The organism is Ekhidna lutea, from assembly GCF_900188325.1.
GTDB lineage: Bacteria > Bacteroidota > Bacteroidia > Cytophagales > Cyclobacteriaceae > Ekhidna > Ekhidna lutea.
Window position 1 is genome coordinate 176,265 of the sequence record NZ_FZPD01000003.1, and the last position, 25,351, is coordinate 201,615.

Here is a 25,351-nt window from a genome sequence, read left to right on the forward strand (position 1 = left end):
GGTCTGCATTGATGCAGGCCTTTTTTTATCTTAAAATGGGTTAATTTCATATCCAACATGGGTCAACGCAATAAACACAACTGCCTAAATTGTGGATCCGCAATTGCTGAAAACTACTGTCCTAATTGCGGACAATCAACCACAATACATCGAATTACTTTCCGAGAGACAATTAATGATTTCTTCAGCTCTACGTTTGCTTTAGAGGGCCCATTGCTGTTAACCATAAAATTATTGATTTTAAACCCGGGTAGACTATTTAGGGAATTTATTGAAGGAAAACGCAAGACCTATTATAAGCCTGTTGCATTTTTTGTGGTACTTACTGCGCTCTACCTAATCATTAGGTCGGCATCCGGATTTGACCCCTTCCATAATCAACCGCAAATGAAAGGTCGTGATGTTCCAGAAAGGGCAATGATTTTCATTGAGGCAGGCAGATTCATGGTTGCCCATATTAATCACATAATGTTTTTCTTGGTTTTTGCAATTGGGCTTTCAAACAAGCTGTTTTTCTACAGAAAATATAACCTTGCTGAATATATAACAACCGGATTTTATATATCAGGTATTTACATTTTGGTTGGAATTGCTCAAATACTTTTCAGTGTTTATGTTTTTTATATTAGTCCGCAGCTGAATATGGTATTCCTTTTTGCCTACCTTTTTTATGCATCATTTTCCTTTCATAAAAACACGTCATTTATGGCGATAGTTAAATATTTGCTGTTAAGCGTATTCGCAATTATTCTATATGTCGTATTTGGTTTCAGTTTTTCACTTTTAGTTGTTTCCTGAATTAACTGCCTCGGCAATTTGAACCATATGCCGTTCTTCATGAGCCAAAAGAAATTCAAAACATTCCGGCACATAAAATTTCACTTTCTCACCCAGAGCGGTCGGCACTTTTGCGTTTCTCAGGTCTTTGGTTCTGGCTCTTTTGATTAGTTCATTAAATGTTTCTTTCTTCTCCAAAAAGCTGTGAATAATCCCGTTCGTTTGATCGGGTGCGATAGCAGGTCTGAAGAAATCGAAGGTCTTCATTTTGAATCTTCGCTTTTTTCCTTTGGGCCGATTAATTGAAATTGATAGCCTGCCCAAAATTGTTCGTCTCATTGCTGGAGTTTCATTTTCATTTAAATCGCGCGCGGCATTTATGGCCTCATTGAAATTATCGAGATACACATCGTAGACCTTATTCAAATGTTCCACTACCTCAAGAGCAGACCATTTCTTCATGTTTTCCTTTCTTGTGAGAATGCTTTCTTCCAGGTTGGCAACATCTCCTTTGATATAATTTTTGATCCGGTTCGAATCCTGGAGTAATTTTTCGTAGTTCGCTTCCATCTGAGTTGTTTTTTTGACGGTTCAAAGCTCAACTATTCAACAGTAATAAAAATTGATATAGATCAATTAATCACGAAGCGCACGTAACCTACTAAAGGTTTCCGGCTTCATATTGAGATAGCTTGCCAGGTATTTCTGAGGGATTTCAAGCAATTCAGGAGGGCATCTTTTCACAAATGCATCAAATCGTTTTTTAGCAGTCATGGTGGTTATTTCAACTTCACGAGAGATCCTACCCAGTAAAATGTCTTCCATGAAAAGCGCTCTCCATTTATAGAATTCGGGAAATCGCTCAAAGAGCTCATCAAATTTCTGCTTGTTTATGCCAATCAATTTGGAAGGAGAAAGCGCTTCCAGAAAGAAATGGGAGGGCTTACTTGTGATAAAGGAGTCAAAAGCCCCGGATGGCGAACCCTTAAAAGAAAATCCCAAAATGACTTTTTCTCCCTTCTCATTGATGATGTAGAGCGCTTGCACTCCAGAGAGAACAAAATAAAAATACTTTGCATAACCACCACTTTCCACAATCATTTCCCTTCCCGAGTAGTTCATTTCTTGAAAACTGGCATTTAAAAATTCTAATGCTTCCGGGCTTATATCAATGTATTTTCCAAAATAAGATTCGAAAATATGACTTTGCATGGAGTGAATTTAGGGAAAACTACTTTTCAAACTATGGAAGGAAACTAGGCAGTTGCTTTTTGTTTCAATGCCCTATATGTCCACATGCCGGCTACAAACTCAATAAATGAGAAGGCCACTAAGGCAAGTGTTCCACGCTCAAAGACATAGAGCCAGATGAAGAAGACAAACTGAATGATTCTCACCTGAACAGTGAACCCGAAGAATGGAGTGAGGTTCTCTTTAGCATTTCGGATGTAGTAATAGCCTAACACTGCCACCACAAACCCAAGTACGATTCTCCAAACACTTTCCGGGTCAGGGATACAAATGGCTGATAGGATTGATGCAGGAGCCAACATGAGGAAGAGCCCTTCAACAAGTAAGTAGATCCCAAAAAACCAAACAGTTTTCGCAGGTTTTTTCATAAAATTATTAAATAATGATATTAAAGGTTGTCATTTCGACTGAAAGGAGAAATCTGTACCAAAATAAATGTCTGAACAAGGATGGATTTCTCACTTCGTTCGAAATGACAGGAAAAGACTGTTTGCGGTAATTTGAATAAATTCCCATTTGTTATAAATCTCATTTTCAATCTACTGAAACTATGCGAAAATTGCTCCTACTTTTGGTCTGTCCGCTTCTTCTCAGCGCCCAAACCCCGGCCGATCAAATATTGGCAAAGGCAAAAGCCTACCATGACCCTCAGGATATCTGGCCAACGTTAGAGACGACTTTTACTTTCAAAGAAACCAGACCGGATGGCCCGGATAGAAGTACAATCATTATCCTAGATAATGGCATAAGCTACATGAAGATCAATCGGAATGATGAGGAGGTGTATGAAGTCAATGGGGAAGTAGCTGAAGTACTTAAGGGCGATAAAGACAAAGCGCGAGCACTCGTTCTTCGAAACTATTACTTATACCTATGGGGCTTGCCGATGAAGCTGTACGATAAATCCACTCCCGAAATATCTTTGGCTGAAGATGAAAAAGTAGGTGATAAGTTGTGTAAGGTACTTCGTGTCGTATATGAGGAGGATACGTGGTATTTCTATATCGATGATTTTTCCGGGCGCATGCTTCAATACAAGTTCTACAAGGACGAAGCAACCGGAAAAGGAGAGCTCATCACGCTTGAAGATGAAATCATGGTGGATGGAATCAAAATCCCTCAAGAAAGGAGCTGGTATACACTGCCTGAGATGAAGTATTTGGGGACGGATATTTTGGAGGAGGTGGATTGAAGCATCATGCATTAAGATTGTTTAGTTAATGAATTTTTTAAAGGTTTTTATTCTTGCTTTTGTATTAACAGGAAGTAGAGCGCTGTTTGCACAGGATAATTGTGATTATTTGAGAAGAGTTTTGGCTTTCGAAGACGATAATTTTTATGTTCTTATGAAAGTCAAAAATTATCCAAAACAAGAGGTGCTTTTTTCACTTTCAGTCCTTAAACAATTCATGGAAATTGAATTCGGCATTACCTATGATGACAAGGTCAAGATGGACTCTGTTCTATTGAGTAAATGCAATGAAGATTTAGTCTTTAAAGATAAGAAGTTGGTAAACTACTTGAAGGACTATTTTAAGGTAGATTCATTGGGATTAAATAACTTTTCTAGGAGTGTCCACCTTAAGAAGATTATAGGTGAAACAATGGAAAAGTTTCAACTTTTCCAACGACATCAAGGGAACTATGATTCATTAGCTTTCTATTCAGCGGCTAGAGATATTATTATCGAAACCGATTATTTGGAAATACCAATTTGGTTTACTGAAAGAAAGTTATTGATTTCATACTTTATAAGAAAAGGTATTGTTCTCAGAGAGGAGCACAATAGATTTCTTGAAGTATTGGATAAGTCCGAGTTTATTCAAGAGTTTTAATTGGTAACTTATTTTTGAAGTCATTCCCGCAGGGAATCTATGGTCCTTTAAAAAGCATTTTTTCAATATCCATAGACTCCCTTCGGGAGTGACTAATGAAGCTTTATTAAACTCAGGACTAGGTTCCAATTATTTATTTAAAGAGCTTTACCCACCCCTGCCCCTCCAAGGAGGGGATAATGTCACTCATCCTTCAACGTCCTGGCCGGATTGATGCGATACACTTTCATCGAGTGCAAGACGGTAGCTACTAAGGCCGTGACCAAAACCACCAAGCCTGCTGCTAAAAACAGCCACCAGCTAATGTCGATTTTATAGGCATAATTATCCAGCCAGCCGGAGAGCAGCACATAGGCAATCGGAGAAACGATCAACATGGCAATTACAATTCGTAGTGCGAATGGTCTGAACAGATTCCCCATCAGGTCTTTCAGGTTGGCGCCCAACACTTTTCTCACGCTGATCTCTTTGGTTTTCTGTGTGGCTATCAGTGATATCAATCCATAAAGGCCCAAACAGGCAATTATTAAGGTAACAATGGTCAAGGCCTGAAACATTTTGGCGAATGCCACATCCTCCTGGTACAATGAATTGAGATGGTTTTCTAAGAAAATCAAATCAAATGGGAGATCAGGAAAAATGCTGCTCCATTTAGCTTCAATTTCTTCAACCAGTTCGAGCATATTCCCTGGTTCCACTCTTATGTACACGTCTTCTTGTAAGGTTCTTGGATACATGATGGCCAAAGGACCAATATCGTTGTGTAGTGAGGAGAAGTGATAATCGGCAACTACACCAACGATATTACCCGTACGAATCTGCCCAACCTGAATCTGTCGTCCAATCGCTTCTTCCGGTGACGAGTAGCCCATATATCTTACTGCTTTCTCGTTTATGATGACCGCTCCGGCACTATCGGTAGGATACGATTTGTCAAATTCCCTGCCTGCAACCATTGGAATCCCCAACATTTCAAAATAGCCATAATCAACTCCATCGATAAATATGGGTTTTGATTCCTCCATGTCAGGTGTTTTCACCGGTACATTCCCATTGTCACCATCCATTCTTCCCCCACCGATAGCGACTCCAGACACTCTCTGTATAGAGTTCAACTGATTTTTCAACACGTCGGCTTTCTGTAGAAGCGACTGACCGGGTACCCGAAGTACCGCTAAGGCAGATTTATCATACCCCAGATCCTTATCCTGAATGTAGGAGATTTGCTGATAGATAATAATGCTTCCGGCCAGCAGGCCTATGGTGATGATAAACTGCATGGTCACAAGCACCTTTCGCACGTTGATCCCCAATTGACCTCCTGAGATTGTTCTTGCCAGCGCAGCGATGGCTTTAGTTTTTGACATAATAAATGCCGGATAAGCTCCACCCATTGCGCCAACAATGACAACTAAAATGGTCGCGACAATGGCGAGCCATTGGTTCGATTGCCACACCTCCATCGCATATATACTGATGCCTAAGTAGGACTCCAGAAAATTGATTGTTGGAAGAATAAGAGCAATGGAAATGATGAAGGAAAGCAGAGAAAGAATAACCGACTCAATGGCGAATTGAAAAACTACCATTCGTTTACTCGCTCCAAGTGCTTTACGAACGCCCACCTCTTTCGTTCGGGTGAGTGATTGCCCCACAGATAGGTTGGTGTAATTGAATATGATCAGGAACAGGAGCAATGCTCCGGTAATACTTAATGCGTAAATATTATTCCAGCTGCCGGATGCCACGATATCATTTTTGATCTCTCCTAAATAGATGTCCTCCAGCGGCTGTAGCACAAAACGAAATAAATTGTGCTGCTCTTCAGGCCAATGCACTTTCATAAAGTCGACCAACTGTTCTTCCAACGCTTCTTTTTCTGATGGATCTTTTAATTCGATGTAGGTGTGAAAAGAGATCCAACCCCAGGAATTCAGCGTAACAGGGTAGCCAAATGGCACCCTAAAAGCATGAAAAGGAATGATAAAATCAAAGGTAAAATGACTGGTGGATGGGCTTGGGTTCATTACTCCGGTTACGATGTAAGGAGTTTCTGAAATCTCAATACGTTGACCAACCGCCGACGAAGAACCAAAGTATTTCTCAGCCATATCAGCTGATAAAACCACGGAATTGGTGTTCTTTAGAGCGGCTCTTTCGTCACCTTCTGCAAGTGAGTAATCGAACATATTGAACAAGGTGCTGTCAATGTAGAAGATCCCGTCTTCATAGAAATTTTTGTTACCAACTTTTACCGGTTGTGTGGGCGTGTCTCTCACACGCATGTAGTTTTCAATTTCGTCATACGCTTCCACCAATGCAGGGCCAACCGGAGGTCCTACTGTTGCTAAATGGCGATCACTTCTACCTATACTACGTTCATCATGAGTTACCTTGAATATACGATCAGACTTTTCATGCCACTGATCGTAACTCAACTCTCTGATGACCATGAGTGCAATGATCAAACTAAGTGTAAATCCGATGGTGAGACCAATGCCATTCAAAACGGCACTCATCTTATCTTTTTTGAGATTTCTCCAGGCCGGTCTTAGTGTGTGTTTGATAAACATAGTAGAGGTATTAAGTTGATTAATGTTTTTCCAGGTGTATCGATAGCGAGTAAACATAAGAGTGGTGATGAGGAGGTGAAGCTTTGTTCTGAACTTTCCATGTTTAGTTGAGAAGTCTTCCATCTCCTCGTTCAGGTCACCAATAATTTCTTCTCTCACCCTTTCATTAAAGAGTGCACGACACAAAAATTTCACACTACTTGGCAGCTCATTCATGTGGTGATGAATTGCGTTTGAAGTACTTTTTCTGGGATTTTATCCCAAAATTTTGCTCGAAGATTTTTGGCCTCCTCCAGCTTTTTCAACCCCAATGCTGTGATTTCGAAAATACGTTTTCGCTTACCACCTCTCACTGAAGTAGCCTCACCCAGGTAACTTTTCACCAGCCCTTTGTCTTCCAGTCTGGCCAAAGCTCCATGTGCAGTACTTAAGTTGATATTCCGCTTCGCTGTTTGATTGATTTCATCTTTTACGGTATTACCGTATGTGTCCGGATGGGTTGTGCAAACGGCCAAAAGCACCAATTCTTCAAACTCTCCAAGATGTGTTCCTTTCATAAGAGGATTATATACGTATATGTAGAAAATATGTTTTGTGCTTAACAGTTTCCCCCTTTGGAGGGGGCTAGGGGGAGGATTTATTATACGTAAATACAGATCTCATTATTTACTTAACAAATGTGAAACTTATATATTACATTCACGTTTGTTAAGTAAATATTTTAATCCATGGAATATCAATTAGGTGAATTTGAAGAGCTGGTATTGCTCACGGTAGCTGCGCAACATAATGAGGCGTATGGCGTCTCCATTCATGAATTTCTAACCGAGGAAACCAAAAAGAAAATCAATATCAGTGCGATTCATGTCGCATTGAAACGATTGGAAAAGAAAGGTTTTGTCGACTCTCGTTTCGGGGGCATTACCGAAGAACGTGGGGGTAGAAGAAAGAAGTACTACATCGTAACTGCCCTTGGTAAAAAAGTTTTAGATGCTTCACATGACTTGCGAACTAGCATCTATCAAAGAATCCCTTCTCTTCAATTTGCAAAGATTTAAGGATGCCGGAACTGCAACCACCAAAATGGGCACAACGCTTTCTCAGATGGTACTGTAGAGAGGACTACCTCGATGAGATCGAAGGCGATCTTTTTGAGCTCTACAGTATTCGTGTGGCTGCCTCTAGTAGGAAAGCAAACCTATTTTTTGTATGGAATGTCTTTCGATCCTTTCGATGGATCAACCTTAAAAAAACTCAACTCTCAAATAATTGGACTATGAACATGTTTAAGAATTATTCTAAAATCTATTTTCGTCGATTCAGGAAGGAGACGGTACATTACGCCGTAAATATCCTCGGGTTATCACTTGGCTTATCCATCTTGTTTTTCATCCTGATGTTTGTGTATGATGAGCAAAACATTGACAGCTTTCACAGCAAAAAGGATCGAATCTACCGGGTTGTCAACGAAGTTCAGGAAGAGGAGGGTTTAAACCATTATTTATCGGGACCTAATCCTTTAGCGAAAGCCCTCAAGACTGATTTTCCAAGTGTGGAAGAAACGTCATGGTTGACCTATTTTGGATCTCATGTATTAGCTAAAGATGACATTCGGATAGCTGACAGGGACTGGGCCATTGTCAACAGAGGCATGTTTGACATTCTGGACATTGACATTTTAGAGGGGAACCCGGTCAAACAAACCGAAGGAGATGCCGGAATTGTCATCACCGAAGAAGTAGCGATGAAGCTGTTTGGAAGAACCGATGTGGTTGGAGAAGTGGTAGATGGATCTCGATTCGGCACAATAGAGGTTGTGGCGATAATGGATGATATGCCTCGAAATTCAAGCTACCAATTTAAAGAGCTGTATGTGCTCAATCCGGATCAGATGGCAGAAGGATGGCAGAACTTCTTAAATGACTGGGATACCCAATTCATGCAAACCTGGGTGTTATTAAAAGAGGGAACGACACCAGAAGATGTGTATGCCTCTAAAGATCAATTCATCGAGAAATACATTGCTGAGGAAAACAAAGGCAAGTATGATTTTTACCTGCATCCATTGACTGAAGTTCACTTAGGTTCCACTCACATCAAAAACGGTGGACCTGCACCCCTTCTGTCTATTCCTTACAGCGATAGGGAGTTTGTTTCCATGATCCTGATTATGGGAATGCTCGTAATATTTATTGCAGCATTAAATTATGTGAACCTTTCCTCCGTTCAGGCCTTGAAGCGAACACTGGAGGCAAGTATGCGCAAGATCAATGGCGCCACCAATAAACACCTGTTTGGACAGTTGTTTTTCGAAACATTTCTGACTGTAATCCTGAGTTACGTTCTTGCTTTGCTGTTGATCGTTGTTCTGTTTCCTTTCTTCTTGCAGATCGCCAACAAAGATTTTGGTATTAGTCTGTTGTTCTCTGCTGACTTCATTTTCTATCACGTGATCAGCATTCTTATTATCTGGACTATTTCGGCATTGCTTCCGGCACTTTACTATTCGCAGTTAAAACGATCACTCCTGGTTATGAAAAATGCATTTTCCGGGAAAGGGGACTTATTGAGAAAGGGATTGGTAGGGATTCAGTATGCACTGTCCATCTTCCTCATCATTGGGTCTTTAGTGATCTATCGTCAGCTCAACTATGTGCAATCAAAAGATCTTGGCTTCAACAATAAAAATATGATTGTCCTGGATATCAATTCAGGAGCTGCTCGTGGTAATTTCAAAAACATCGTTGAAGGGATTAAGAATAATCCAAATGTTATTAATGCTTCAACATCGTCTAGGGTACCGGGCGAATGGAAAGACATCCCGATTGCCAATGTGAGCAAGAATTTGACGGACGATGCGATGGAATTCAGCCATTATGCTGCGGACAAATATTGGTTAGATACCTATGATATCAAACTATTGGATGGCGAGAATTTCACTGGAGCTGATCAATCAGATAGTTTATATATCCTCATTAACGAAGAGGCAGTAAAAGCCCTAAATCTTGAACAGCCAATTGGTGAAAGTGTGTGGGTAATGTCGAACAGTGATTCAGTGAAAATGAGAATCAAGGGAGTCGTGGAGAATTTTCATTTTGAATCGCTCTATGAAGCTATAGGTCCGGTGTTGATCACTCACTGGAACAATCATATCAGATCAATAGATTACTTCACCATTAAGTATGCTCAAAATCCGAAAGAGACGATAGCACATATAGAAGAAGTCAACGCAACGTTTGATCCGAATACACCAGCTGAAATAAATTTTCTTGATCAGCAATGGGAGCGATTTTATGAAGCTGAAGAAAGTAGAAGTACGATTATTCTCATAGCATCCATTGTTTCAATTATCATTTCTGCTTTCGGCTTATTTGGATTGATAAACTTCACAGTAGAGCGAAAGACCAAAGAAATAGGTATCCGAAAAGTGATGGGAGCAAATGTTCAAAACATTACTACCCTGATATTGAAAGACTATTTAATTCTACTCATCATTTCATTGGTGATTGCTGCACCGGTATCCTGGTGGTTATTTGGTGATTGGCTGGCTGATTTTGCCTACCGAATCAATATGAGTGTGGATCTGTTTGTAATTGCATTTGTGCTTGTCCTCATCATTTCATTTACAACAGTTTTGGCCAGGATTTATAAGATAGCTAAGGCCAATCCGGTTCAGTCCATTCGATACGAATAATGCATCAACAACCACCAAAGTGGCCCTTGAAATTCCTGCGATGGTTCTGTAGGGAAGACTATTTGGATGAAATCGAGGGAGATATTATTGAGCTCTTTCATTATCGATCAACCAAATCACAGAAAACAGCTTCGTTGTTTTTGATTTGGAATGTCATAAGGTCGCTTCGGTGGGTTAATCTAAAGCATGCTCCCGTCTTCAAATCAGGGCTTATTCGAAACTACTTTAAAGTAGGATTCAGAGCTTTAATTAAAGATCGTCAGTTCACAGCAATCAATCTGGTTGGGTTATCCATAGGTACTGCGGTTTTTGTTGCTATTCTTTTGTTGGTTTACCATGAATTAAGTTTTGATCAGTTCCATTCCAAATCCGATCGAATTTTTCAAGTCATCCAGGATTTTGAGAATCACGATGGCAGTGATCCGGAGATTTACACATCATCTCAGCTTGCTGACGCTGTGCGTCAAGATTTTTCATTTGTTGAAAATTCGGTAACCATACATGGAGCTGCATCTACATGGTTTGATGTGTCAGGCAAGAAATTTTTTGAAGAAGAAGGAATAGTTTCTGGGCCACAATTTTTCCAAATTTTCGATTTCAATCTGCTGTCAGGAGATAGAAACCTGGTTTTGAAGAATAAGCGATCCATTGTCCTTTGTGAATCCTTGAGTCGGAAATTTTTCGGTTTTGAAAATCCAATAGGAAAAGAGGTGACCTTATCTCATTATGGGCGTTTTGAGGTAACAGGTATCATGGAAGATGTTCCGGCCAACTCATACATTCAGTTTGAATATCTTATTTCTCAGGATTATGAAACCTATTTTGAGCAGACGGCTGGTTGGTATCCTAGTTGGTTTTTGTCCTGGAATGGTAATGGCGCGACCACCTATGTTTTGCTACATGAAGCAGCGGATAAGGTAGAATTTGAGAATCAAATCCCTAATCTATTAAGAAAGTATCTGGATGGAGAAGAGCGTCCAAACAGGCATTTTTTGTTATCTCTTACTGATCTTCATTTTGGGTCGAATGGAATTGATGGAAGAGTGAATCATTATGTAAAGGGAGATCTGCGTCAGGTTTACTTTTTGATCGTCATTGCATGTGTTGTGCTTTCCATGGCATGCTTCAATTATATCAATATCGCCACTGCGAGAGCTGTGAGGAGGAGCAAGGAGGTTGGGATAAGGAAAACATTAGGAGCCTTTCAGCATCAGGTCAAAACGCAATTTTTGGTTGAGGTCTTCGTGTTGGTGCTGGTTTCCTTTGTATTGGGATTGGGGATCGTGAGTGTCTTACTGCCATATTTCAATACCGTTACCGGAATAGCTCTTGAGCTCAATACAAGTTTACTTTTAAAAACATTTCCTTATCTGATTGGTGCCATTATTCTGGTGACTTTGCTTGCAGGATCTTATCCAGCTTTCTATTTGAGTGCCTTTAATCCTGTTTTTATTCTAACCAAGGCCAAGGCTTCATCCAGATTTAATTCACTTTTGCGAAATGGTCTCATTACACTTCAGTATGTTCTTTCCATTCTAATTCTCTCTTCGCTGGTGGTGATCACCAGACAGTACAGTCTGTTGTCGCATGCTTCTCTCGGTTTCGATTCCGAAGAATTGGTCATCGTGGAAATTAACAGCGGATCAGTCCGGGACAATTTCAGTCTCATGAAACAGGAATTACTGACTCATCCGGAGATCAAAAACGTTGCTGGCCTTACCCGCATGATTAGCGGATACCGCTCTCCAACATCCATATCGGTAACCGACCCGGACGAGCCAGAAAAGGCACAGCCGATGCGGTTTTACGGAATGGATGAAGATGGTTTGGAAACATTGGGTCTGTCATTAAAAACCGGTTCAAACTTTTCAGGAGATACTCGAATGGACAGCCTTTCCATATTCATGAATGAGCAGGCTGCAAAATTGTTTGACGGAGAAGAGTCAATTGGAAAATGGCTTGAAATTGATTCTGATCAAAACGAAAACTTTAGGGCAAGGTTGATCGGAATTGTTAAGGATTTTCATTTCAATTCATTACACTCTCCAATAGAACCGGTCATTTTGGGATACTTTAAGAACCCCTTTATCTCTCTTGATGATATCGTTATCAAAGTAAGAGGAAATAGTCTCAAAGAGACCTTATCCTACATTGAAGAAATTCATAATGAATATGATGATAATGATATAATGACTTGGGAATTTGCTGATGACATGGCACAACGAGCTTATCAAAAAGAGCTTATTTTCAGGGATATATTTATGGGTGCCTCGGTCATTGCATTTTGCATTGTTATTCTGGGAATTATTGGGTTGGCCTCTTATAATGTAACGGTAAAGAGCAAAGAAATTGGCATTCGTAAAATACTCGGTGCATCACCCACGCTTATCCTTAAAAAGCAAGCAAGCCAGTTTGTAATGTTCATTGCCATTGCTGCTTTCCTTACAATCCCCCTCTGCATCTATATTTCAAATAAATGGCTTGACAACTATGCCGTTCGCATGGATGTTTCCGTCTTCTTGTTCATACCTGTATTGGTTGCTATTTTGATAGTTACATTGCTGGTTGTTGTCGCTGTTGCTAATAGAATTGCTACCTCCAATCCCGTAAACTCCATCCGAAATGAATGATCTGAATTTTCAATGCCATCGTTTGCTGGATGAGTGTTTGATTTGATTAAACTTGTGATTTTTTACCTTATTTATCGAAATCTGAAACTATCGCATACGATTTCAGGTTCTTTTATCGTATATTAAAAAGTTATTTATTGCAAAATCAGTCTATTGGAAGCTATCTTTGCAGATTGCTTTTTTATACCCATAACAAATTAGTTTTTAAAGAGATAATATGCGACAGTTAAAGATTACCCAGTCAATTACCAACAGGAGAGAGAGCCACACCCTGGAGAAATATTTTACTGAGGTAAGTAACGTTCCAATGATTACTCCTGATGAGGAGGTAACGCTAGCCAAGCGCATCAAAGAAGGAGACGATCTTGCATTGGAAAAACTCGTAAAAGCAAACTTGAGGTTCGTAGTATCTGTAGCAAAGCAGTACCAGAACAGAAGTTTACCACTAAATGACTTGATCAATGAGGGGAACCTTGGATTGATCAAAGCAGCAAAGAAATTTGACGAGACAAAAGGATTTAAATTCATCTCATATGCGGTATGGTGGATTCGTCAGTCCATTATGCAAGCGTTAGCAGAGCAGTCTAGAATTGTTCGTTTGCCGATGAATAAGTCTGGTGCTATCAACCAGATCAGAAGAGCATATGCCGAGCTTGAGCAGCAATTTGAGCGTGAGCCGACAGAAGAAGAATTAGCTGACATTCTAGACATGAAGCCTAGCGAAGTGAGAAATACACTTGGAGCTGAGGTGAAGCAAATGTCAATGGATGCACCATTTGGTGAAGACGAAAGCGGTTCATTACTTGACGTGTTAGAAAACGTAACAACAGGCCCGACAGATGGAAGCCTTGTCTTCAATGATTCACTGAAAGTGGAAACCATGCGTGCGTTATCGACACTGACTGCTAGAGAAAGAGAAGTAGTAATGATGAGCTTTGGTATCGGATGCGATAATCCATTCACACTGGAAGAAATTGGTGATGCAATGGGCTTGACCCGTGAGAGAGTCAGACAAATTAGAGAGAAGGCGCTTCAGAAATTGAGAGAGCCGGGCAAAAACAGAAGATTGAAAGAATTCTGTGCAAGCTAAAATTTGGGAAAAGCATAAATTTAAATCCTGACAGAAATGTCAGGATTTTTTTTGCTCAAAATTGAATAATGCCAATTCAAGATCAACTTGCTTATGCCCTGGATCGTAACGATCAGGAGCCTAATAAAATCCTGGCAAAACAGATTGTTGATGCCGGAGGTGAAAAGGAAATTAGAGAGTTGATTTCTTTCATTGAAACAAAGCCTAATCAAAGAGCAAAGTCAGACGCAATTCTAACTATGGCTTATGTTGCTGAGCTATCACCTAAATTGATGGCGGGTCAGATTGACTTTTTGACTCATCAATTGGCTAGTTCAATCAACCGGGTAATTTTTGGTAGTATGATAGCGTTGGCGCATGTCGCTCATATGAGAAAAGAAAAACTTTATAAAGCATTGCCTAAAATCATTGATGCAATGGATGATGGAACGGTGGTGACACGTGACCATGGCTATCGCATTATGATCACTTTGTATGCAGATGAGCGTTTTCAGGAAGACATGTTTTTGCTTATCCAGGAACAGCTTATTAAAGCGCCATCGAATCAATTAGGCCAATACACTGAACGATTAATACCAGTTTTGAACAAATTGCACCTCAATACGCTTATTGAAACGTTGGAGGAGCGTAGAAGTGATGTCACGAATGAATATCACATTAATCGATTAAATAAGAACCTTAAAAAGCTGTATAAACTATTATGATTAGCTGGAGTGATTTTGAAAAAATCGACATGAGAGTAGGAACCATAATAAAAGCGGAAAGCTTTCCGGAAGCCAAAAAACCAGCCTATATCCTGACTATCGATTTTGGCCCTGAGATTGGTATCAAAAAAAGCTCTGCCCAAATAACTTCGCTGTACAATAAAAAACGTCTTAAAGGAGAACAAGTCATTGCTGTTGTAAATTTTCCTCCGAAACAGATAGGCCCCTTCATCAGTGAATGTCTGGTAATGGGAATTTACAATGAGCAGGAAGATGTCGTGCTCCTTCGTCCACAGCGCGAAACCATGAATGGGTGCAAGGTTGGCTAGAGTCTGTTGTTTATCCTTTTTAGTTCATAAACATCGTTTAAATCCTTGGGTCTTTTGGATTTGACTTTTTCAAGAATCAAATCGTCAAAATCTATAAAGGGAACTTCGACATCACCAAATTTTGAATATTTGGAATCTCTATGAATCAATTCAAATTCCTTATCGATATTGATTTTGAATAAGAGTTCTATTACATGATGAGAATTTGAAAATTGAATCAGCTCACCTTTACTGATTTCACCTTTAGCCTCATTATCAATAAGGAAACCAAGTTTATCCAACGCTAGATATAACTTTTCAAGGTTATCAGTTTCATGATCAATCAAAAAATCGAGATCTCCTGTAGAGCGATTATAACCCCAAAAGTTGACAGCAAACCCACCGATAATTACAAAACGGACTTGATACTTGGTAAACAATCTGCATGATTCTTCATACAAGTTCATTTCCTTTTTAGTTTATGGCCAGAACTCGTCTTAGGCATAGGATTAATTTTGGCTTGAATTTCTATAAAATCCAAAAGCCATTGAATCCTTTCTGGTGGAGTCAATTCTTTTGCTTTTTTTTGCGCCTTATTCTTGAGTCGGTACATTATTCAAATTTAATCATAAATCGAGCCAAAAAATGTCTCAAATTCATCTGGTTTCCTGGAACGTGAATGGCATCCGAGCCATGATCAAAAAAGATTTTATTAAGGATGTGAAGGAGATGAATCCGGATGTTTTGTGTCTGCAGGAAACTAAGGGACAGCCGGAAGATGTGAAAACTGCACTGCAATTATTACCAGAATATCAGGTGGCTGTAAATTCTTCAAAAGCCAGAAAAGGCTATTCAGGAACCGCCATACTTTCCAAAGAAAAACCGCTGGAGGTTTTCTATGATATGGGAATCGAGGAGCATGACCAGGAAGGGCGTGTTATTGCTGCTGAGTTCGAAAAGTTCTTTGTCGTAACCGTTTATACGCCTAATTCAGGCGAGGGTATGAAACGACTGGATTATCGCGAAACCTGGGATGAAGCATTCAAAGAATATATTATCAGCCTAGAAGAGAAAAAGCCGGTAATCATTTGCGGCGACTTAAATGTGGCGCATACAGAAATTGACATTGCGCGAGCCAAAGAGAACTACAATAGAGCCTCCGGATACACCCAAACAGAGATTGACGGATTAGATGCGCTCTTAAATGAAGGATACATTGATACATTCCGTCTAAAGCATCCGGACGAAGTGAAATATTCCTGGTGGAACTATAAATACAGGGCGCGTGAACGAAATGTGGGGTGGAGAATCGATTATTTTTTGGTGAGTGAAAAGCTGAAAGATCAAGTGGAAGAAGCTCACATTTACAATGAATATTTAGGATCGGATCATTGTCCGGTCGGATTAAAACTTAACAGCTAAGAAGCATGGAAACGAAAAAAATCCCTTTGAATGACCTGCATGAAAAACTCGGTGGCAAAATGACACCTTTTGCAGGATACAATATGCCGGTTCGATACTCATCGGACAAAGAAGAACATTTGACAGTTCGAGATTCGGTGGGCGTATTTGATGTGTCTCACATGGGAGAGTTCATGCTTCGTGGACCTCATGCGCTTGATTTGATCCAGTGGGTGACCAGCAATGATGCATCTAAAATTGTAGATGGGCAAGCTCAGTATTCCTGCCTTCCAAATGATAAAGGCGGTATTGTAGATGATCTTTTGATCTACCGTATGAGTGATGAGGAATACATGCTCGTGGTGAATGCATCCAACATAGAAAAAGACTGGAACTGGATCAAGAGTCAGGATAAGTGGGACGTGGAAATGGAAGACATTTCTGATGATATTGTGCTACTTGCTGTGCAGGGACCGAAGGCAGTTGAAACCCTTCAAAAACTGACAGAAGTCAACCTTTCTGAAGTAAAATTCTACCGATTTGTGCAAGACAAGCTCGCCGGAAAAGAAATGATCATTTCAGCTACTGGATATACCGGTTCCGGTGGATTTGAGCTATATATCAATAAGAACGATGCGGAAGAAGTATGGAACAAGATTTTTGAAGCTGGCGAGGAATTTGGCATCAAACCAATCGGACTTGGCGCTCGAGATACATTGCGACTGGAGAAGGGATTTTGCCTGTATGGCAATGACATCACTGATGAAACTTCTCCTCTGGAAGCAGGACTTGGGTGGGTGACTAAGTTCACGAAGGAATTTGTTAACTCTGAGAATCTAAAAGCGCAGAAAGAGGCAGGCGTAACCCGAAAGTTGGTAGGTTTTGAAATGATTGATCGTGGCATCCCGCGTAATGATTATGAGCTGGCCGATGCGGATGGAAACATTATCGGGAATGTGACTTCCGGCACCATGGCTCCTTCGTTGAACGTTGGAATTGGAATGGGCTATGTGACCAAAGAGCACAGCGCACCTGATACTGAAATCTACGTGCAGGTTCGAAACAAGAGTTTGAAAGCGAAGGTGGTGAAGCCACCCTTTTTGAAATAAAAAAAGTCATGCTGAATTTATTTCAGCATCAGTTCAGACTCTGGAACAAGTTCAGAGTGACACTAAATTTAGATTATGAACACAATCGAAGTTTGCTTAACACCTGAACTCATTCATCAACATGCCCTAAAAGGTAAACTGGTGGTAGTAGTCGATATCTTTCGTGCCACCTCCTGCATCGTAACCGGGCTGGCCAATGATGTTGAAGCGATTAAGCCGGTGGCTGAGGTAGATGAATGTAAAGCATTAGGCACCAAGGGATATATCATGGCAGGAGAGCGTGACGGTATTATGATTGAGGGTTTTGATATTGGCAACTCTCCATTTGACTATCAAAGTGAATCCGTGAAAGGAAAGAAGGTAGCCATCTCGACAACCAATGGTTCAAAGGCGATCCTTTTGTCCGAAGAAGCGGACGAAATAATCATCGGCTCATTTTTGAACCTTGATGCTGTTGCTCAATACATTTTGCAGAAAAAGAAAGATGTGGTGATACATTGTGCAGGGTGGAAAGGCACACCAAATCTGGAAGACACGCTTTTCGCAGGTGCATTGATAGATGAATGTGCAGAGGAAATGAAACCAGATAGGGATTCTGCGTTGGTCGCTCATCAATTATTTATCGCTAGTCATGAAAACATGCTAGGATTGGCCTTGCAATCAAGCCACGCCGAGCGACTTAAGGGGTTTGGTATCGAAGAGGATCTTGAGTTTTGTATGGAGGAGAATAAGTACCCTGTCGTGCCAAAATTGGTTAATGGTGAGTTGGTATCTTAGTTTGATGCAATTCGTTTAGATCTATATGGAAATGCATTGGATCTACATTCTCCTCGCCATAGTCGCTATCATACAGATTGCTATCTTCGTCATGGCCCGTCGCATTCGTAAGCGAGAAAAAGAAAACAATGTGCTTCTAAAGTATAACATCAATTCACGTCAGCGAGCCTGGCAGCTTCTTGCAGATCAATCGATTCCAGATGAAGATAAAGTTAAAATCAAGGAATATTACGAAGCATCCTGATTAAAAACCCTGACAGGTTTAATTCAATTAAAGCTACAGATTATGAAATAATGATCCATTTTGAGCCACTAAAACCTGTCAGGGTTACAGGGTTAAATGCCAAAAGGATTATTTTCTCAACTTCTCATTCTCCAAATGCCTGGTGCTATCTCTTGAATTCTTTTTTTCGAGGTTTTTCTTAAGCGCATCGGTGAGATTTACACCTGTCTGATTGGCCAAACAGATGAGTACCCATAGCACATCGGCCATTTCATCTCCCAGGTCACGATTTTTATCTGATTCTTTAAATGATTGCTCTCCGTATGTGCGGGCGATGATTCGTGCTAACTCACCCACTTCTTCTGTGAGCATCGCCATGTTTGTAAGCTCATTGAAGTAGCGCACCCCCTTTGTTTTTATCCACTCGTCTACTACCTGCTGTGCTTCTTCTATGGTCATCGGTTACTATTCGCTTCCAGATTTTCGTTAATATGTTTCAACTCAAACCCTTCTTCTTCCAGCTTAGATAAAAAAAAGGCCATTCTGTCTTTTTCCTCATTCATTAGACTATCCATATTAGGATCAAACTCCTTGAATGTTTCATGCGGAAAACGCTTGCCCGGTGTGTAATGATCCTTCCAGAACAGGCTTTCCACGATAGTTCCATCCTGATAATAGTATTTAAACTCTTCAGCTAATCGATCATCTTTGAAGTTCATCATGTGACCCGAAAAAATAGGCTTTTCATTTTCGAAGTAGAAATAGTCATCACGCTCAAAGTGAGGTGTTTTAATAATTCCAACGAGCTTCATAAGCCTACCTTCATTGAAATATCCTCTGACTTTATAGGCAGAGTCCGCTTCTACAAAATCATCCTCAATAATGCTGACACGGTGATTTTGATCAATGTGCTTGACTCTATAATCTATGGCTTCTACCAGGTGTCTGTTTTCTTTTTTTATTTCTGAGCCGCAAGCCCATAATAGACTAGCAGAAACGAGAATCAGTAGGTTTTTCATGATGTAGGTTGGTTTTTACTTATGAAAAGTTAATCAATTCGATAAATGCAAGATGGTCGAACGTACCATATTCGACGAATTCATCAATAAATTGTATTGAATGAATGGAAATTATTCCTTGAAAGGAAGAACAAAAGTGTTCAAAATGCGTGCATAAGGAGACTGAATTCAGAAAACATTAACCTTTAAAAAAGCATAAACATGAAATCATTAAAAGTTGCATCCGTACTGGCCCTGAGTTTGTTGTTGGTTTTTTCAGCACAGGCACAAAAAGATAAAAGCAAGCGAAAGAGTCCTCCGGCACAGGTGTCTAAAGAAGTAAATGGAACAAAAATCACCATCGACTATAGTCAGCCATCAAAAAGAGGACGTGATATTTTCGGAAGCCTTGAAGAGTATGGCAAGGTTTGGCGAACAGGAGCTAATGAGTCAACCTGGATTGAAATTTCAGATGATGTAGAGGTACAAGGAAAAACATTGGCAGCTGGCAAGTATGGGCTTTTCACTATTCCGGGTAAAGATGAATGGACAATCATCTTCAACAAAAAGTGGGACGGATGGGGAGCATATGAGTACAAGGAAGCAGATGACGTGCTGCGAGTTACTGCACCATCTTCAAACACAGACAGTGTTGTTGAAACATTTACCATTGAAATAGAAGATAGTGGTGATGTGATTTTGGCCTGGGATCAGACCAAAGTGGAGTTTTCTATCAGGTAATTAAATATTAAAGTTGTAATCCTGAACTTTGATTCAGGATTTGGCCCTGTTGGGATCGAATCCCCGCAGGGCTGCCTTTTTACACAATGTTTAAATTCTGCTCTTTTATTTTCTCCAGCTCATCTTTCATCATTACCACTGTCCGCTGTATTTCAGCATGATTGGCTTTGGAACCAATGGTGTTGATTTCTCTCCCGATTTCTTGTGCAATAAAACCTAATTTCTTTCCGGCGCAATCTTCTTTAGTCAATACTTCATCAAAATAGTCGAGGTGCTGTTTAAGTCTCACTTTTTCTTCTGAGATATCCAGTCGCTCCATATAAAATATTAGCTCCTGCTCAAATCTGTTTTGATCTACCTGTACTCTTTCCTTGATTTCATCCAGGTTTTTCTGCAAGCGTGTGCGAATATTCTCTGTACGGCTTGCATCATTTTCCTCAACACTTTTTAGCCCATCCCTGATGTTTTTAATATAGTCTGAAAGCTTTTTTTCCAGCGTTTCACCTTCTTGCTTTCTAAACACAATGCACTGATCGATGGCAGATTGAAGGCACCCTTTGATTTCATTCCATGGTAGTGCTTCAGGGTCAATTTCCTCTTGTTTTATTACATCTGGTGCTTGGAGTGCCAATTTCACCAAATCTGAACTGTGACTGTTAACAGCTTCTGTCAAAGAGCTGAACTTTTCAAAATAAGCTTTGAATCTGACCTCATCTACATGGACATTCAGGCTGGTTTCGTCAGCCAGTTCCAGGTCGATGTTCAGCATGACCTTCCCCCTTTTTAGTTGATCTGTTATCAGGTTTCGGATATCTGCTTCTCTGGCGGATAATTCCTTAGGGAGCCTTGGAGAGAAGTCTAGGAATTTGCTGTTTAAAGCCTTAATCTCTGTTTTTATTAACAGATTTTTGCTGGTACGTTCTTCACGCCCATAGCCTGTCATGGATTGCTGCATAAGCTGCAAAGGTATACTTTGCCTTAAAAGTCTAAACCAAGTGTGAAATAAAATCTTCGACCTTTAACCTCCCCATCAAGGTAGGGGCGTGCTACATCAAATTTGATGTAGTATCCAAAAAGCACCGTTCGTAGGCCGTAACCAAACCCGCCGAGCCATGGGTTTTGGAATTTTACAATTTCAGCGGTAAATGGTCCCTCTTCGAATTTTCTTGTGATTGGTCTGCCTTCTTTAAATGGTGGAGCTCCGGTCCACACAGACCCAATATCAAAGAAACTAATCAGCTGAAAATTTCTTAAGAAATTAGATTTAATAGGTCCGTTTGTCAGGTACTGAAATACAGGAACTCTCAATTCACTGTTGAAAACTAAAACATCAGAGCCATTTGCCTCATTGAAATCAAGCCCTCTTAGGTTTGTGACAAACTCATTGAATAAAATGTCACTATTGTCCTGATCGTTGCTAATAAAAAGTGGATCCTGTTCACCTTGAACATCTTTCGAAGCGAAAAGCCAGTTGTCCATCCCGCCAAGCATATAATCTTTTCTGGCAGGACCCATTTGCTTCCCGTAAAGCACTCTGTTGGCCCACGTGATTTCACGATGTACTTTTTGATAGTGTCTGAAGTCAAATCGAAGCTTGCTGAAGTTTTTACTTGCATCATCGGCATGAAGATGTGTTGTTACTTCAAACAGCGCTCTTGTGCCCTGGTATAAATTAAAGGATCGTTCAATTGCGTTATCGAATATGAACGTTAGGCTACCGCCAAAATACTTTTGCCTGCTATTTTCTGCTTGTTCATTAGAAAGCCCGGACACACTCAGGTAATGAAGATTGGTAAAAGATGTTTCTGTAAAAAACGGAGAAGCTTCTACTCTGAATGTGTGAGTGACAGGTAGCGAAGCGGTCAATTTGAATCGGTTGAGCTTGTACTTGTGTCTTAAATCATCATCTAACCCCGGATTTTCCAGCAGATACGTTTTACGATCCACTCTGGCTTTAAAATCCATCCAGTATTTCAGGTATTGAAACTCGGCAAATATATCCCCTTGCTGAAAGTCGGTTTTTACTAATGCACCCCCCTTTATCTTATAATTCTCAAGAATGTCATTAATCTCGGTTTCCATGAACATCATGAAATCACGATAGGGGTCCCATAGAAAGGATGTGATTACGTTGTTAAAGTTAAACCTTGGGTTGTACGGGATAGGCCCAACTCTTTCGTTTTCCTGCTCGAAGCTCTGATACTTACTGAAAAATGATTCAGGTTCAAAGGAAGTCTCATTTTCATCTTCAAAGACATAATTGTCAGTATCTATCCAGTTTGGATTTTCCTCGGTTTCCTCGCTTTCAGTTACTTCATCTTCAAATACGAAATCGTCCGTATCGATTTCATCTTTTGCTTCATCTTGAACAGGAGGCGGATTATTTTCAGCATTTCTCAACACGCGAGAAACTACCCGAATGGCATTTTCCCTTCGCTTTCTAGGAGTTTCTGTCGCGAATTTGCTGGAAGTTAAACTTGATATGGTGTCCAGATACACCTTTTCCTCACCATCGGCAAGCATAGTATAGGTCAGTCGGTTAGGATCAAAATGAAGATCGTAACTGATAATGCTCTTGTCAAAATTGGTAATCTGCGTGGTTATTGAATCATATAGATTGTATCGATATAGATTGGAAATACCCTGTTGATCGCTTAGGTAATAAACCTCATTTATATTTTTAGCATATGGTTTCCTGTCCTCTCCGTAGGTGTTGGTGAGTCTGAAAAACTTTGCTGTAGTCGTATCTAGGTCGTAAACAAACAGGTTGAAATTTTCATCCAACGTTTCCAGAGAAACATCAGATACATTGACGGAATCAATGATTCGATTTGAACTAAATACGATTGCTGCTGTACCCGGTACAAATGTTGGATCCAAATCATCGTAAACATCACGTGTGATCCTACGCAGTGCATTTCGGTTCATGGCAATGAGGAAGATATCATTTTGACCATCGATATCACCTGATATCACGGCAAGCCGCCCATTATCATTGAATGCAAAACTTTCTATTTGTCGGAATCTGGATAGCGGTTTTTGACCTTTTTCACCTGTCTCCAGATTAAATGTGTTTAAGTATAAAAATCCTCTTTTGAAGAGTATCACACCCAGTGTATACTCATCTTGCCAGTCAAGTAAAGGCAAATGTTTGTCAACATCCTGACCATTTATGCGATACCCTCCGGTAACTATTTTGTTTGTTTTTCCGCTATTGATATCAGTTACATATACTTGATATTTGCCGTTCTTCAACATCGCATAAGCCACCTTGTCAGCATCTTTATTAAAGCTGATTGTGCTTGTAATTAACTCTTTTGAGTTTTTGATGTCTCTAAGCAGTCTGTCCTCACCGGATTTGATGTAATTCTCTTCTACTTCTATTCGTTGAAGGAGGTAATAGTTTTGCCAATCACTGAGAAAATTTTTGAAAGAAACGCCAAGCGTATTCGCAATGCTGTTCTCTTCCTTTCTGATAATTCGAGTAAGGTTGAGAATATTTGAAAGATTACTTTCTCCATACTTCACAGCTATGTAATTCCATATACTGTGCCCAACCACAGAGGCTGATTCACCATCAATTCTCTTTAGTTTTTTTATCTTTTTTCTACCCATGTAATCTCGCAGGTAGTCGTCCATTTCTCTGGACCATCCATAGGCGATATACCTTGCAGCTCCATCTATAAACCAATCAGGAAGCGTAAGCAAATAGCTGTTTTGGAAAATTTCTGCGAGACTGCCCCCGTACATCATGTCGTTTATTAGGGTGCTGGCTAGTTTGTAGATTAGGTCTTCTTTGAATTTATGAGCTTGCCCCGGATATGCAACTTCCAATTGAAGCTTAACAAACTCAGTCCTTCCTCCAATGGTGTATACTGCTCCGTCTATTCCAACATTACTCTGCTGAAGGTCATGAATGGAATTATAGATAAAGATTTTGGTTTTGCTGTAAGGAGCATACCCCAGTTTATCCGTAAGTGTTACGAATTCATCTTCAAGAAAATTGATTGCCTCTAGCGCATATTCTTGCCCACCGGGATAATAATAAATCTCAAAATTATTGGTGCTGTAATAGTACCAATCAAATTTTTTATACTGAATCCGATTTTGTCCAAATGGAGTAGTGTAATGCTGACCGTAGGCCACACCAACTACCATAAATAAGATTAAAGTGTATTTAAACAACCCTTTGAACATGTACTTCTTCGTCAATATCACTGTGGCCCTCTAAAACATCTACGAAATGTTTTGCAAAATGTGGTGTTAAAGAAACACCTTTCGTGCCAAAACCATTAAAAATACCTAATGTTTTATACTTATGATGTAAACCAATATAAGGCTTTCTATCATGAGTAGCTGGTCTTACCCCAGCCCTTTTGTCTACAATTTCAAATTTACCACTGTACAATTTCTTTAACCGCTCTTCCAACGATTTGATTCCTTCCGCTTGTGGCTCATACGTCAGTTTCTTGTGATCATACGTAGATCCTATGGTAAATCGATTTTGACCTTTGGGAATCATAAAAACCCCCTGATTAATTATATGTTCTGAGCTAAGTTTTGTTTCAATGTCAATTATTTCACCTCGTACGGGCCTGAAAGGGAGCTCCCAATAAGGATTTGAACTTACACCCTCACAAAATATTACTTTGCCGACATTAATATCATCGTAAGAAACACCTTCGAAGTTCAATTCCATTCTTTGGTAGTCAAACACCTCACGTCTGTATGTTCCCTTATTCTGGATATACAGTTTCATCGCTTTCAAAAACTCTGGGATGTTGACATACCCTGAATGATTTAGAATGATTCCTCCAAGAGGGTCATGAATATTTGAGTAACCAATCGGTTCGGTCAGCACTTTTTTTAGATACTGATCATAGCCTGAATCGGTTCGCCTACCATCCCAATCGTTTTGATCCTCTATTGTCTTAAATGGCCTGTAAATGGGGATAGGATAAAGGAATTTTGATTTGAGGGATATTTCCAGCTTTTGATATTGATTTTCAAGGTCCGGGAAGAGCGCATCGGCACGCCAGGTTTTCACCATTTTCCTTCCGGTGATGGGGTTGTAAATCCCAGCTGCTTTTTTTGATGATGTATGAGGGGTGCCTTCATCAAAAATCACTACAGACAAATTCCTTTTTAACATTTCATAAGCTAACCATGACCCTGCAAGCCCTTGCCCAACGATCAAATAATCAGCCTTTATTTTTCCCACTATACTTTTGTGTTTTCAA

Annotated in this window: 25 protein-coding genes; 14 read left to right on the forward strand and 11 right to left on the reverse strand. The window is 40.0% G+C overall.

Annotated features, from left to right (window positions below):
* The first annotated feature begins 57 nt into the window (after positions 1 to 57).
* Positions 58 to 798 carry a DUF3667 domain-containing protein gene (locus CHB71_RS08520; RefSeq protein WP_089356499.1) on the forward strand — a complete coding sequence of 247 codons (741 nt, stop codon included), beginning with the start codon at positions 58 to 60 and terminating at the stop codon, positions 796 to 798.
* Here CHB71_RS08520 and CHB71_RS08525 read toward each other — a convergent pair.
* From CHB71_RS08525 to CHB71_RS08535, 3 genes are all read right to left on the reverse strand, one after another.
* Entirely contained in the window at positions 784 to 1,347 is a 564-nt protein-coding gene (locus CHB71_RS08525; protein ID WP_089356500.1) for a DinB family protein, read from the reverse strand. The two genes, CHB71_RS08520 and CHB71_RS08525, sit on opposite strands and share 15 nt — an antisense overlap.
* Before the next feature lie 66 nt (positions 1,348 to 1,413).
* Positions 1,414 to 1,989: a Crp/Fnr family transcriptional regulator gene (locus CHB71_RS08530; RefSeq protein WP_089356501.1), complete on the reverse strand. Its 576-nt coding sequence runs from the start codon at positions 1,987 to 1,989 to the stop codon at positions 1,414 to 1,416.
* Positions 1,990 to 2,033: 44 nt separating this feature from the next.
* On the reverse strand, positions 2,034 to 2,396 hold the full coding sequence (locus tag CHB71_RS08535; RefSeq protein ID WP_089356502.1) for a glycosyltransferase family protein: 363 nt from the start codon (positions 2,394 to 2,396) through the stop codon (positions 2,034 to 2,036).
* Positions 2,397 to 2,578: 182 nt separating this feature from the next.
* Between CHB71_RS08535 and CHB71_RS08540 the strand changes: the two genes are divergently transcribed.
* A complete protein-coding gene (locus tag CHB71_RS08540) occupies positions 2,579 to 3,220 on the forward strand; it encodes a DUF6503 family protein (RefSeq protein WP_089356503.1) in 642 nt (213 codons plus the stop codon).
* A gap of 28 nt (positions 3,221 to 3,248) precedes the next feature.
* The gene (locus tag CHB71_RS08545; protein ID WP_089356504.1) at positions 3,249 to 3,863 is read left to right on the forward strand and encodes a hypothetical protein; all 615 of its coding nucleotides are present in this window, start codon (positions 3,249 to 3,251) and stop codon (positions 3,861 to 3,863) included.
* A gap of 182 nt (positions 3,864 to 4,045) precedes the next feature.
* On the opposite strand, the gene CHB71_RS08550 is transcribed toward CHB71_RS08545, so the two are convergent.
* Both CHB71_RS08550 and CHB71_RS08555 read right to left on the reverse strand, forming a co-directional pair.
* Entirely contained in the window at positions 4,046 to 6,652 is a 2,607-nt protein-coding gene (locus tag CHB71_RS08550) for an ABC transporter permease (RefSeq protein WP_089356505.1), read from the reverse strand.
* The gene (locus tag CHB71_RS08555; protein ID WP_089356506.1) at positions 6,649 to 6,993 is read right to left on the reverse strand and encodes a PadR family transcriptional regulator; all 345 of its coding nucleotides are present in this window, start codon (positions 6,991 to 6,993) and stop codon (positions 6,649 to 6,651) included. Before CHB71_RS08555 ends, CHB71_RS08550 begins: the two co-directional genes overlap by 4 nt.
* A gap of 171 nt (positions 6,994 to 7,164) precedes the next feature.
* Between CHB71_RS08555 and CHB71_RS08560 the strand changes: the two genes are divergently transcribed.
* The 6 genes from CHB71_RS08560 to CHB71_RS08585 all read left to right on the forward strand — a co-directional run bounded on the left by CHB71_RS08560 (position 7,165) and on the right by CHB71_RS08585 (position 14,883).
* On the forward strand, positions 7,165 to 7,494 hold the full coding sequence (locus CHB71_RS08560; RefSeq protein WP_089356507.1) for a PadR family transcriptional regulator: 330 nt from the start codon (positions 7,165 to 7,167) through the stop codon (positions 7,492 to 7,494).
* Between the two features lie 2 nt (positions 7,495 to 7,496).
* The gene (locus CHB71_RS08565; RefSeq protein ID WP_089356508.1) at positions 7,497 to 10,130 is read left to right on the forward strand and encodes an FtsX-like permease family protein; all 2,634 of its coding nucleotides are present in this window, start codon (positions 7,497 to 7,499) and stop codon (positions 10,128 to 10,130) included.
* Entirely contained in the window at positions 10,130 to 12,760 is a 2,631-nt protein-coding gene (locus CHB71_RS08570) for an ABC transporter permease (protein WP_089356509.1), read from the forward strand. The genes CHB71_RS08565 and CHB71_RS08570 overlap by 1 nt, the downstream gene beginning before the upstream one ends.
* A 217-nt stretch (positions 12,761 to 12,977) precedes the next feature.
* Complete coding sequence (locus CHB71_RS08575; RefSeq protein ID WP_089356510.1) at positions 12,978 to 13,850, forward strand: sigma-70 family RNA polymerase sigma factor; 873 nt, start codon at positions 12,978 to 12,980, stop codon at positions 13,848 to 13,850.
* 68 nt (positions 13,851 to 13,918) lie between these two features.
* On the forward strand, positions 13,919 to 14,554 hold the full coding sequence (locus CHB71_RS08580) for a hypothetical protein (protein ID WP_089356511.1): 636 nt from the start codon (positions 13,919 to 13,921) through the stop codon (positions 14,552 to 14,554).
* Complete coding sequence (locus CHB71_RS08585; protein ID WP_089356512.1) at positions 14,551 to 14,883, forward strand: tRNA-binding protein; 333 nt, start codon at positions 14,551 to 14,553, stop codon at positions 14,881 to 14,883. The genes CHB71_RS08580 and CHB71_RS08585 overlap by 4 nt, the downstream gene beginning before the upstream one ends.
* Here the strand turns inward: CHB71_RS08585 and CHB71_RS08590 are convergent.
* Positions 14,880 to 15,329, reverse strand: a complete 450-nt coding sequence (locus tag CHB71_RS08590; RefSeq protein ID WP_089356513.1) for a nucleotidyltransferase — start codon at positions 15,327 to 15,329, stop codon at positions 14,880 to 14,882. The genes CHB71_RS08585 and CHB71_RS08590 overlap by 4 nt on opposite strands.
* A gap of 178 nt (positions 15,330 to 15,507) precedes the next feature.
* On the opposite strand from CHB71_RS08590, the gene CHB71_RS08595 reads away from it, so the two are divergent.
* The 4 genes from CHB71_RS08595 (at position 15,508) to CHB71_RS08610 (ending at position 18,393) form a co-directional block, all read left to right on the forward strand.
* Positions 15,508 to 16,284 (forward strand): exodeoxyribonuclease III, encoded by a 777-nt coding sequence (locus tag CHB71_RS08595; RefSeq protein WP_245811237.1) that lies wholly within the window; start codon positions 15,508 to 15,510, stop codon positions 16,282 to 16,284.
* A gap of 5 nt (positions 16,285 to 16,289) precedes the next feature.
* Positions 16,290 to 17,372, forward strand: a complete 1,083-nt coding sequence (gcvT, locus tag CHB71_RS08600; RefSeq protein WP_089356514.1) for a glycine cleavage system aminomethyltransferase GcvT — start codon at positions 16,290 to 16,292, stop codon at positions 17,370 to 17,372.
* A gap of 75 nt (positions 17,373 to 17,447) precedes the next feature.
* A complete protein-coding gene (locus tag CHB71_RS08605; RefSeq protein ID WP_089356515.1) occupies positions 17,448 to 18,149 on the forward strand; it encodes a 2-phosphosulfolactate phosphatase in 702 nt (233 codons plus the stop codon).
* A 31-nt stretch (positions 18,150 to 18,180) separates the two neighbouring features.
* A complete protein-coding gene (locus CHB71_RS08610) occupies positions 18,181 to 18,393 on the forward strand; it encodes a hypothetical protein (protein ID WP_144017373.1) in 213 nt (70 codons plus the stop codon).
* 108 nt (positions 18,394 to 18,501) lie between these two features.
* On the opposite strand, the gene CHB71_RS08615 is transcribed toward CHB71_RS08610, so the two are convergent.
* The gene (locus CHB71_RS08615) at positions 18,502 to 18,831 is read right to left on the reverse strand and encodes a nucleotide pyrophosphohydrolase (RefSeq protein WP_089356517.1); all 330 of its coding nucleotides are present in this window, start codon (positions 18,829 to 18,831) and stop codon (positions 18,502 to 18,504) included.
* Positions 18,828 to 19,391 carry a hypothetical protein gene (locus CHB71_RS08620; protein ID WP_089356518.1) on the reverse strand — a complete coding sequence of 188 codons (564 nt, stop codon included), beginning with the start codon at positions 19,389 to 19,391 and terminating at the stop codon, positions 18,828 to 18,830. Before CHB71_RS08620 ends, CHB71_RS08615 begins: the two co-directional genes overlap by 4 nt.
* Positions 19,392 to 19,592: 201 nt before the next feature.
* On the opposite strand from CHB71_RS08620, the gene CHB71_RS08625 reads away from it, so the two are divergent.
* Positions 19,593 to 20,111 (forward strand): DUF2911 domain-containing protein, encoded by a 519-nt coding sequence (locus CHB71_RS08625; RefSeq protein ID WP_089356519.1) that lies wholly within the window; start codon positions 19,593 to 19,595, stop codon positions 20,109 to 20,111.
* Between the two features lie 79 nt (positions 20,112 to 20,190).
* On the opposite strand, the gene CHB71_RS08630 is transcribed toward CHB71_RS08625, so the two are convergent.
* From CHB71_RS08630 to CHB71_RS08640, 3 genes are read right to left on the reverse strand one after another with little or no spacing between them, the layout of a single operon-like run.
* Positions 20,191 to 21,066 (reverse strand): YicC/YloC family endoribonuclease, encoded by an 876-nt coding sequence (locus tag CHB71_RS08630; protein ID WP_089356520.1) that lies wholly within the window; start codon positions 21,064 to 21,066, stop codon positions 20,191 to 20,193.
* 23 nt (positions 21,067 to 21,089) lie between these two features.
* Entirely contained in the window at positions 21,090 to 24,329 is a 3,240-nt protein-coding gene (locus CHB71_RS08635; protein WP_179213357.1) for a TolB-like translocation protein, read from the reverse strand.
* Positions 24,289 to 25,332 carry an NAD(P)/FAD-dependent oxidoreductase gene (locus CHB71_RS08640; RefSeq protein WP_179213358.1) on the reverse strand — a complete coding sequence of 348 codons (1,044 nt, stop codon included), beginning with the start codon at positions 25,330 to 25,332 and terminating at the stop codon, positions 24,289 to 24,291. Before CHB71_RS08640 ends, CHB71_RS08635 begins: the two co-directional genes overlap by 41 nt.
* Between the last annotated feature and the right edge of the window lie 19 nt (positions 25,333 to 25,351).